Source organism: Sandarakinorhabdus sp. (assembly GCF_031430775.1).
In the GTDB taxonomy this organism is placed as follows: Bacteria; Pseudomonadota; Alphaproteobacteria; order Sphingomonadales; family Sphingomonadaceae; genus Sandarakinorhabdus.
In genome coordinates this window covers 1-9,432 of sequence record NZ_JANPCD010000151.1, presented here as the reverse complement: position 1 = coordinate 9,432, position 9,432 = coordinate 1, and the positions used below count along the sequence as shown (strand labels likewise).

At 63.7% G+C, this 9,432-nt stretch carries 9 protein-coding genes; 4 read left to right on the top strand and 5 right to left on the bottom strand.

The window, feature by feature from the left end; translation table 11 throughout:
- Positions 1-982, bottom strand: a 982-nt coding sequence (locus tag RMQ73_RS09695) for a VWA domain-containing protein (RefSeq protein ID WP_310497992.1), incomplete at its 3' end; no start/stop codon positions are given.
- Positions 983-1,236: 254 nt separating this feature from the next.
- Between RMQ73_RS09695 and RMQ73_RS09690 the strand changes: the two genes are divergently transcribed.
- The gene (locus RMQ73_RS09690; RefSeq protein WP_310497991.1) at positions 1,237-2,370 is read left to right on the top strand and encodes an acyltransferase; all 1,134 of its coding nucleotides are present in this window, start codon (positions 1,237-1,239) and stop codon (positions 2,368-2,370) included.
- On the opposite strand, the gene RMQ73_RS09685 is transcribed toward RMQ73_RS09690, so the two are convergent.
- On the bottom strand, positions 2,348-3,331 hold the full coding sequence (locus tag RMQ73_RS09685) for an SDR family NAD(P)-dependent oxidoreductase (protein ID WP_310497990.1): 984 nt from the start codon (positions 3,329-3,331) through the stop codon (positions 2,348-2,350). The genes RMQ73_RS09690 and RMQ73_RS09685 overlap by 23 nt on opposite strands.
- 34 nt (positions 3,332-3,365) lie before the next feature.
- Here RMQ73_RS09685 and RMQ73_RS09680 point away from each other — a divergent pair, with 34 nt between their 5' ends.
- The 3 genes from RMQ73_RS09680 (at position 3,366) to RMQ73_RS09670 (ending at position 6,799) form a co-directional block, all read left to right on the top strand.
- Positions 3,366-4,097 (top strand): SDR family oxidoreductase, encoded by a 732-nt coding sequence (locus tag RMQ73_RS09680; RefSeq protein WP_310497989.1) that lies wholly within the window; start codon positions 3,366-3,368, stop codon positions 4,095-4,097.
- Positions 4,094-4,822, top strand: coding sequence for an SDR family oxidoreductase (locus RMQ73_RS09675; RefSeq protein ID WP_310497988.1), 729 nt, complete (start codon positions 4,094-4,096; stop codon positions 4,820-4,822). The genes RMQ73_RS09680 and RMQ73_RS09675 overlap by 4 nt, the downstream gene beginning before the upstream one ends.
- A gap of 72 nt (positions 4,823-4,894) precedes the next feature.
- Entirely contained in the window at positions 4,895-6,799 is a 1,905-nt protein-coding gene (locus RMQ73_RS09670; RefSeq protein ID WP_310497987.1) for an amidase family protein, read from the top strand.
- 185 nt (positions 6,800-6,984) lie between these two features.
- On the opposite strand, the gene RMQ73_RS09665 is transcribed toward RMQ73_RS09670, so the two are convergent.
- From RMQ73_RS09665 to RMQ73_RS09655, 3 genes are all read right to left on the bottom strand, one after another.
- Positions 6,985-7,830 (bottom strand): MoxR family ATPase, encoded by an 846-nt coding sequence (locus tag RMQ73_RS09665; protein ID WP_310497986.1) that lies wholly within the window; start codon positions 7,828-7,830, stop codon positions 6,985-6,987.
- Positions 7,831-7,929: 99 nt separating this feature from the next.
- A complete protein-coding gene (locus RMQ73_RS09660; protein ID WP_310497985.1) occupies positions 7,930-8,568 on the bottom strand; it encodes a hypothetical protein in 639 nt (212 codons plus the stop codon).
- Between the two features lie 117 nt (positions 8,569-8,685).
- Positions 8,686-9,369: a hypothetical protein gene (locus RMQ73_RS09655; RefSeq protein ID WP_310497984.1), complete on the bottom strand. Its 684-nt coding sequence runs from the start codon at positions 9,367-9,369 to the stop codon at positions 8,686-8,688.
- Positions 9,370-9,432 lie beyond the last annotated feature (63 nt).

Genomic DNA, 9,432 nt, shown 5'->3' with positions numbered 1-9,432 from the left:
CGTTCCAATGTTCGACACTGCCGCCCGGATAGTTGATTTCATACGGGCTCATCGACGCATCACCGACAAACAGCAGCTTGTAATCATGCGGGAATTTGTGGAGCAGTTCCATCACCGGCGTGCGTTCCGACCAGCGGCGCTTGTTGTCCTTCCACAGCGCCTCATACGGGCAGTTGTGGAAGTAAAAGAACTCCAGATGCTTGAACTCCGACTTGGCTGCCGAAAACAGCTCCTCGCAAAGCTTGATGTGGGGGTCCATCGAGCCGCCGACATCCAGCATAAGCAGCAATTTGACGGCATTGTGCCGCTCAGGCCGCATCACAATATCGAGCCAGGCCTTTTTCGCCGTGCCGTTGATGGTGGCGTCCATGTCCAGCTCGTCTGCCGCGCCGGTGCGGGCAAAGCGGCGCAGGCGGCGCAGCGCCACCTTGATGTTGCGGGTGCCAAGCTCGATCTGCGAATCAAGGTTCTTGAACTCGCGCTTGTCCCAGACCTTGACGGCTTTGCCCTGCCGGCCTTCCTTCTGGCCGATGCGGATGCCCTCGGGGTGTGATCCTTGCGCCCCGAACGGTGATTTGCCCGCCGTGCCGATCCATTTGTTGCCGCCTTCGTGGCGTTCCTTCTGCTCCTCAAGCCGCTTTTGCAGCGTCTCCATGAGCTTGTCCCAGCCCTTCTTCTCCAGCTCGGCCAGTTCCTCGGCCGTCAGGTTCAACTCGGCGACGGCGTTGTGCCAGTCTGGCGGGATCTCGGCCTCGCCGGTTTCAACGCTTGGTTCCAGCCCTTTGAAAACCTTGGCAAACACCATGTCAAACCGGTCGAGCAGTCCCTCGTCCTTCACATAGGTCGCACGCGCCAGATAATAGAAATCGGTGATCGACCAATCGATGACATCGGCCTGCATCGCCTCCAGCAGCGTCAGATGCTCCTTGAGGGAGGCCGGTATCTTCGCGCTGCGAAGTTCATCAAGAAAGGTCAGGAACATGCCGGCACACTATCAGCTTGGCAGCGCACGCACAGCACGTTGTTCTTGAGAGGGGGCGAACGCCGGCGTGCCGCCAAGTGAAGCCTGCAGCGGAATTGCCGTCCATGGTGACGATGCCTTCATCGTTTCCAGCTTACAATCGCCCGACAGCATGCGATGGCACGGTGCCTGCCGCATCATTGCCCGTTGCGGGCGGCGGCCCGCTGTGCTTTGCCGGCGCGTCAGAATCAAAAACAAGAATAGGGCGTCCGGGGTTGCGCAGTTTCGAGGATCGTTTTGCAGAAGTCGGGGGCTTTGGCCCCGGCTTCGATGCGTTGCGGCTCGTGCTCTGCTACGAAGTGGTCGTCTGGCACGCCTGGACCATCGGCGCCGGCTCGCCGCTGCCGGGCAAGGCGAGCCTGTTCTGGATCCCGTTTGAAACCATGGTGCCGATGTTTTTTGCGCTGTCGGGGTTTCTTGTCGCCGGGTCGGCGGTCCGGTTGAACGTGCGGCAGTTCATGCTCAGCCGGTCGCTCCGCATCCTGCCGGCGCTGGCGGCGGTCGTGGGCCTGTCGGCGCTGGTCATCGGCCCGATGATGACCGATCGCGGCTTGCTGGCCTATGTCGGCGACCAGCGATTCATCACCTATTTTCTCAACGTTGTCGGTGTCGTGCGGTATACCTTGCCCGGCGTGTTCACGGATTCACCGCTGGGGCCGGCAGTCAATGGCTCGCTGTGGACGGTGCCATGGGAAATCACCTGCTACCTGATCATGGCGACCTTGATGGCCGCCGGGCAGTTGAAGCGCTGGTGGCTGTTGATGGTCGTTGCATTGCTCTGGCTGTGCGTCGCGACGATCTATGCGTTCACGGCGCAGGGGCAGGAGCCGCAACTGATCCACAAGCTGCTGCGTTTCGGCCTGACAACGCAAGGCGCGCTGCTCATCCCTTATTTTCTCGGCGGTGCAGGCTTTTATCTCGCCCGCCGCCACATCCCGTTCGACGGGCGCATCGCGGCGGTGATCATCGCCATGCTGGTAGCGACATCGCTGCTGGTCGATGGCCTGACCTGGTCGAAATCGCCGGTCCTGGCGCTGCTGATGCTGTTCCCTTGTGTTTATCTGGTCGCCTGGCTCGGCCTGCTCAAGCTGCCGCGCCCGCCGGGCTTTCGCAGCGGCGATTATAGCTACGGCGTCTATCTGTGCCATTTTCCCATCCTGCAGGCGATGCAGGCCAGCTTTGCGTTTTCGCACTGGGGTTGGCTGCTGTTGGCGTCGCTGCTGCCGGTGACGCTGTTTGCCGCCTCGTCCTGGCACATGATCGAGGCGCCGATGCTGGCGCAACGCAAGCGGTTCTCCCTGCTCGGCCGCCGGCTCGCCGGAGAACTCAATCCCCCCGCAGCGCCCTGAGCGTCCGGTTCGGCGGGAACCGCGTGTCGATGCGGCCGCCGGGATAGAATGCGCGAATATCGGCCTGCATAGCCGCGTCGTCCATTGCGTCCGCCAGCGCCTGCGCCGTCCAGGCGCCATCGTAAGTGAACAAAGTGTCTGCGCTCCAGGGTTGATACAGCGCCACATCCGGGCCTTCGACGCCGAAAATCCGCCCCGTGAACCGGTTCAGCGATGACGCCAGATAGACCACCAGCGGGCTGACATGATCGGGCAAGTGCCGGTCGAAGCCGGCAGTTTTCGGCATCAGCACATCGACATCGGGCGATGCCATCACCATGCGGGTGCGCGCCGCCGGGGCAATCGCATTGCACCGCACGCCCAGCCCGGCCAGCTCCTGCGCCAGCACCATCGTCAACGCCGCAATGCCGGCCTTGGCGGCACCATATGGCCCGCCGTTCGGCATCGGGTGTACCCCCACCGGCGATGTGGTGTTGATGATGGCCCGGCCATCGCTGTGTCCCCGGTCTCGCCAGAATTTTGCGGCATGGTGGCAGACGGCAGTGGTGCCCTTCAGATGCACACCGGTTTCCAGGTCGAAATCCGCCTCGGTCAGGTCGGCGATACTGGCCGGGCGATTGATGCCGGCATTGTTGACGACAATGTCCACGTCTCCGAACACGCTGACCGCCTGCGCGATGATGGTGCCGGCGCCGGCCCAATCGGCGACGCTGGCATGATTGGCCACCGCCTGGCCCCCCAGATCACGGATTTCCTCGGCCACCAGGTTGGCAACGTCCTCGACCACATCGCCGCCAGTCACGCTGCCGCCGCCAGTCACGCTGCTGCCGCCAGTCACGCTGCCGCCGAAGTCGTTCACCACCACCCGCGCCCCCGCCGCCGCCAGCGCCAGCGCATGGCACCGCCCCAGCCCGCGCCCGGCGCCTGTCACAACCGCTACCTTGCCGTCCAGAAGCGCCATGGCCGAAAGTCCCCGCTTGATTGAGGAGGCAACCGTGTCGGTTTTTGATTTTGCGGGCAAGACCGTGCTTGTGACAGGGGGCTCCACCGGCATCGGCAATGCGGCGGCGCGCGGCTTTCTGGCGGGCGGCGCCCGCGTGATCGTCACCGGCACGCGGGCCAGCGCTGCCGATTATGCCGGCACCGATGGCGATCTTGCGGGCATGGAATATCACCGGCTCGATCAGGGTGACGTCGCGGCGGTTGCGGCCTTTGATCCCGGCGTCACATCACTGGATGTGCTGGTCGTCGCCGGTGCCAAGGTCGCCTACAAACGCCGTGAGTTCGAAATCGATACCTTTGCCGATGTGCTGGCGGCCAACCTTACGGGGCCGATGCAGCTGGCGGTGAAATTCCGCGAAGCCCTTGCGGCGGTGCGCGGGAATATCATCATGGTCGGCTCGGTTGCCAGCTTTCGCGGCACGGTGGGCCAGCCGGCTTATTCGGCGTCCAAGGGCGGGCTGCTGACGTTGATGCGCACGCTGGCACAGGCGTTCGGGCCGCAGGGTGTGCGCGTCAATCTGGTGGCGCCGGGGCTGGTGCGATCCAAGATGACTGCCATCACCTGGGAACATCCGGGCCGGCTTGCCGCCACCACCGCCCAAGTGCCGCTGGCCCGCATCGGCGAGCCTGACGACATTGCCGGGCCAATCCTGTTTCTAGCGTCGGATATGGCGCGTTACATCACCGGCACGTCGCTGGTCATCGATGGGGGGCTGAGCGCATGAACACGGCCATGGAACATTGGGCTATCGGCAAAACGGCGCTCATCACCGGCGGCACGCAGGGTATCGGCCGCGCCACGGCCGAGGCGCTGATCGCCATGGGCGCCCGCGTCACGGTCACCGGCACCCGCGCCCGTCTCGACTGCTATGACAGTCCCATCATCGGCGCCGATTACATCCAGGCGGACCTGACCTGGCCGGAGGCACGCACAGATGTCGCCAGCCATTTCACCGCGCTCGACATATTGGTCAACAACGCCGGGCGCGGCTCCCCGCGCGAATACGAACAGGAAGAATTCGAGGCGGTTATCGATACCAACCTGAACGCAGTGATGGACCTGTCGGTGCGCCTGCACCCGCTGCTCAAGGCCAGCGGCGGCAGCATCGTCAACGTCGGCAGCCTCGCCAGCTTCCTCGCCCTGCGCGAAACCCCGGCCTATACCGCGTCAAAGGCCGGGCTTTTGGGCCTTACGCGGGCGCTGGGCGACAAATGGGCAACCGACGGCGTGCGCGTCAACCTTGTCGCCCCCGGCTTCATCGAAACCCGCATGACCGAAGGCGCACGGCAAAACCCCGACCATGAAAAACGCCTGATGAAGGCCATCCCCATGCGCCGCTGGGGCCGCCCTGAGGAAATCGCCGAAGCCATCCTGTTCCTCGCCAGCCCGGCCGCCAGCTATATCACCGGCCAGAGCCTGGCTATCGATGGCGGGTTGATGCTGCGCTGACCTTTCGCTGCGCTGTGCATTGACGGCGCGGCCGCGCTGGCCTTTGCTGCGGGCGTTAGGGGCCAAAGGGGAATGATGATGAAGCGCAGCAGCGGCGTTGCTTTGGCGATGACGGCGATGGCGGCGTCCGTGCAGGCGGCTCCGCAGCCGGCGCGGCAGCCAACGGCTGGCATCGAGGTGACCGAGGCATCAATCCCCGAATTGCAAGCAGGGATGGCCAGTGGTGTGGTCACCTCCCGGCAGTTGGTGGCGGCCTATCGCGCCCGCATCACGGCCTATGATCAAGCCGGCCCGGCGCTGAACAGCATCGTCACCCTGAACCCGGCAGCAGATGCCGAGGCGGCGGCGCTCGACAAGGAACGCGCGGCCAAGGGTCCGCGCGGCCCGCTGCACGGCATTCCGGTGCTGGTGAAGGACAATTTCGATACCAGCGACATGCCGACCAGCGGCGGCACGCTGGCGCTGGCGACGTTCCAGCCGACACGGGATGCCCATCAGGTGGCCAAGCTGCGCGCGGCTGGCGCCATCATTCTGGGCAAGACCACGATGCATGAATTGGCCTATGGCATCACGACCATCTCCTCGTTCACCGGCCAGTCGCGCAATCCCTATGATCTGCTCCGCTCGCCGGGTGGCTCCAGCGGCGGCACCGGGGCAGCGATTGCCGCCAGCTTTGCCGCCGCCGGCATGGGCAGCGACACATGCGGTTCGATCCGCATTCCGGCCGCCTATCAGAACCTGTTCGGCATCCGCACCACGCGCGGGCTAGCTAGCCGCAGCGGCGTGATCCCGCTTTCCGATACGCAGGACGTTGCGGGGCCGCTGGCGCGCTGTGTTGCCGATTTGGCGGTCATGCTGGATGCAACGGCAGGCGAGGACCCTGCGGATGCGGTGACCAAGGGGGCGGACGCGCAGATGCCCAAATCTTATGCCGGGGCATTGCAAGCCGGCGCGTTGAAGGGCGCGCGCATCGGCGTGCTGCGCAGCCTGTTCGCCATTGTGCCCGACGATGCAGACGGCAAGCTGGTTTATGATCAGGCAATCGCGACGCTGTGCGGGGCAGGGGCCGAGGTGATTGATGTGGCAATCCCCGGGCTTGCAGAGATGCTGACCGACAGTAACGCCAGAAAGTTCGAATTTGCCGAGGATCTTCAGCGCTATCTGGCGACGAATCCGGGCGCACCGGTCAAATCGCTGGCGCAGATCGTGAATGCCGGGCTGCACCATGACCAACTCGACAAGAATATACGTGAGATGCTGGCCGAGACTGGTCGGCAATCGCCCGGCCATCAGTTGGCGCTGGCCAAGCGCAGTGTGGTCCGGGCGGTGACGGATGCACTGTTCGCCAAGGAGCGCCTTGACGTGCTGCTTTATCCCACCGCGCTTGGGCGCCCGCCGGTGATCGGCGCGCAGGATGTTGCCAATAATTGCCGGCTGAGCGTGGACACCGGCTTGCCGGCGCTTGCCATCCCGGCCGGTTTCACGCCGCGCGGGTTGCCGGTCGGGCTGGAACTGCTCGGCCCGGCCTTCAGCGAGCCCCGCCTGCTGGCGCTGGCTTATGGCTGGGAGCAACTGGCCAAGCCGCGCCAGCCGCCGTTCAGCACACCGCCGCTGATGGCGGGCAAGCCGCCGGGGCGGCAAACGTCTGTGGTGAACCTTGCCGGCGGCAGCAATGCCAAAGCCACGATCCGCTTCACCTTTGACCCGACGACGGCGCGGATGCATGCAGATGTGACGGCCAGCGGCAGCGGCAAGGATACGCCGATTGCCGTCGCGCTGCATCGCAGCCACGAAGGCGGGCCGGGGCCGATCCTGGCGCCCGTGATGCTGCGCGGACAGAAACGTGCCAGCGCCGATCTGGTGCTCGACGCGCTGGCCCGGGCAGACTTGCGCGCCGGCAGGCTCGCAGTGGTGCTTTATACCGCTGCCGCGCCGCTGGGGACAGGGCGGGCGGTGCTGGCTTTCACGCCGAAGTGACAGGCGGGCTCAGGCCCGCCCCGGCCCTGTCCTACACCCCGTATTCCGGGTTACACTGGCGGTGAAAGGAGCGGGCGCAACGATGCCGACGAGCAGATTATTCGCCCCATGCACGCACGCGAAAATCTCCTGAAACCGTCAACTTCGTCTACTTCCGAACGGTTCGCAGTGCCGAAGACGCCGGTTCAGCCCTGGTTGCGCCGGCTCATGAACGCCAGCCGTTCGAACAGCATCACATCGGATTCGTTCTTGAGCAGGGCACCGTGCAGCGGCGGAATCAGCGTCTTGGTATCGCGGTTGCGCAGCACTTCGACGGGCAAATCCTCGTGCATCAGCAGCTTGAGCCAGTCGAGCAGTTCGGAGGTGGAGGGCTTTTTCTTCATGCCCGGCACATCGCGGATATCGAAGAAGATGTTCATCGCCTCGGCCACCAGCGCCCGCTGGATATCGGGGTAATGGACGCGGACGATCGCTTCCATCGTCTCGCGGTCGGGGAATTTGATGTAATGGAAGAAACAGCGGCGCAGGAACGCGTCGGGCAGTTCCTTTTCATTGTTCGACGTGATGATGACGATGGGGCGCACGGCGGCCTTCACCCGCTCGCCGGTCTCATAGACATCGAATTCCATGCGATCCAGTTCGGTCAGCAGATCGTTGGGAAACTCGATATCGGCCTTGTCGATCTCGTCGATCAGCAGGACGGGGAGCTTTTCCGAAGTAAAGGCTTCCCACATCTTGCCGCGCTTGATGTAGTTGGAAATGTCATGGACCCGGGCATCGCCAAGCTGGCTGTCACGAAGGCGCGAAACCGCATCATATTCATACAGGCCCTGCTGCGCCTTTGTGGTCGATTTGACGTTCCATTCAATCAGCGGCGCATCAAAGGCGGCGGCAATCTGCTGGGCCAGCACTGTCTTACCGGTGCCGGGTTCACCCTTCACCAGCAGCGGCCGGCGCAAGGTGACGGCGGCATTGACTGCCACCTTCAGATCATCGGTGGCGACATAGCCGGAAGTGCCGGAAAAACGCATGGAAAAGGCCTTATGAGAAACAGGATACGCCGGCCACGCTAAAGCCCGCCGCTCACGCTCGCAATCCTGTGATTGTGTTAGGCCGCGGCATGCGGAGGCTCAGCGATAGTTGTAGGTCACTTCGCTTTTTTCGCCGCCGCCAAAGCCGAACATCGAACCGGAGGAATCGGCGGTCTGGCTGGCAAGGCGCGGCGTGCCGCTGGTATCCAGCTTGTAATGGCTGATCTGTTCGAATGCGATGACCTTGATCAGCATGTTCAGCTTGAATGTCTCGCGGGCCGTGACCTTGAGGCGCTGGACATAGGGCTTGCCGCCCTGTTCGGCGATGGTCATTTCGCCGGTCAGATGCTTGGAAATATCGCCGGTATCGGTGCGCACGGTGCCTGCCGGCATCACCGGAATTTTCAGGGTGCGGGTGCCATCGGCATTGGCCGTGACATCGCCGGCCGCCGTCAGCATGCGGGCAATGTTGTGATAGCTGGGCACCGGCGCGGATGATGCGGCTTGCTGCAAATCGGTTTTCTGTTTTTCGGTCGGCTTGCCGCCGTTGATCGAGAGCAGCGTCCAGCGCCGGCCATTCCAGCGTTCGACGACCGTCTTTTTCGTATTGATGCCGGGGCCGCGCTTCACCGAAACCGTGGTGCGGTCAAAGGCCAGCCTTGCCGGATCAAGCTGACTGGCCTGGGCCACCAGCACGTCTCGAAGACCATCTGTGGCAGCAAGTGAAGCAGTCCCCAACAGGAACAGGGGCAAGGCCAATAGACTTATATGTCGCATGGCTCGTCGATGTAGCACTGATGCACTGCAACACAAGTTGCGATTGCGTGACGGATGTTCCGTCTATCGCAACCCCGATTATCGCAACATCGTATAGCTCGTCTCCGAGCGGGTGGAGCCTTCGTTGCCGAATTGTGCGCCCGACATGGCCTGTGTCACCCGCGCCAGATGCGGGCGGCCATCGGGACCGAGGCGATAGTCGTTGACGATATCCAGTGAATCGATCCGGGCCACCATGAAGAAGGACACAGGCTTGGCCAGCACGAACCGGGCGCGGGACACATATGGCCTGGGCCCGCTGGTATCGACCAGGAATTCGCCGGTGACATTGGCCGACACATCCTTGCCGACGTTGATGCTGCCCTTGGGAAGGGCGGCGATGCGATAAACGGTCCGGCCCTGGGCGTCGGCCTGGCGGACGGCGCCGGCCTTGAGGATGTCCGCCAGACGGTAATAGCCGGGCACCGGCCGCGATGATGCTGCCTTTTTGAAATCCTCGGCTTCCTTGGGCGTGGGCGGCTTGCCATTGACGCTGAGCAAGGTGAAGGCCTTGCCGTCCCACCGGTCGGTGCGAGTGGTCGGCTGCGCGGCTTCGCCCTTGCGCTGGGCGCTGGCCCGGGTGCTGCGCTCAAAGCTCATCGATGCCGGTGCTGCGACGCGGGCATTGGCAATAACCGCCTGCAGCACCGGATCGGCCGGCTGGGGTGCGGCGCCCATGAGCATGACAGCGCCGACAAGGGCAGCAAGGGATCTGATTATCATGAAATCCCGCTATATTGCCGTTTTGCGTGTGGCAAGCGCAGTACAGTTGATGTCGGTCAGGAT

What these genes read in the sequence shown, in the direction of transcription:
- RMQ73_RS09685 (WP_310497990.1), bottom strand. Translation starts at nt 3,331, where the DNA reads ATGGCGCTTCTGGACGGCAAGGTAGCGGTTGTGACAGGCGCCGGGCGC.
- RMQ73_RS09675 (WP_310497988.1), top strand. Translation starts at nt 4,094, where the DNA reads ATGAACACGGCCATGGAACATTGGGCTATCGGCAAAACGGCGCTCATC.
- RMQ73_RS09670 (WP_310497987.1), top strand. Translation starts at nt 4,895, where the DNA reads ATGATGATGAAGCGCAGCAGCGGCGTTGCTTTGGCGATGACGGCGATG.
- RMQ73_RS09665 (WP_310497986.1), bottom strand. Translation starts at nt 7,830, where the DNA reads ATGCGTTTTTCCGGCACTTCCGGCTATGTCGCCACCGATGATCTGAAG.
- RMQ73_RS09655 (WP_310497984.1), bottom strand. Translation starts at nt 9,369, where the DNA reads ATGATAATCAGATCCCTTGCTGCCCTTGTCGGCGCTGTCATGCTCATG.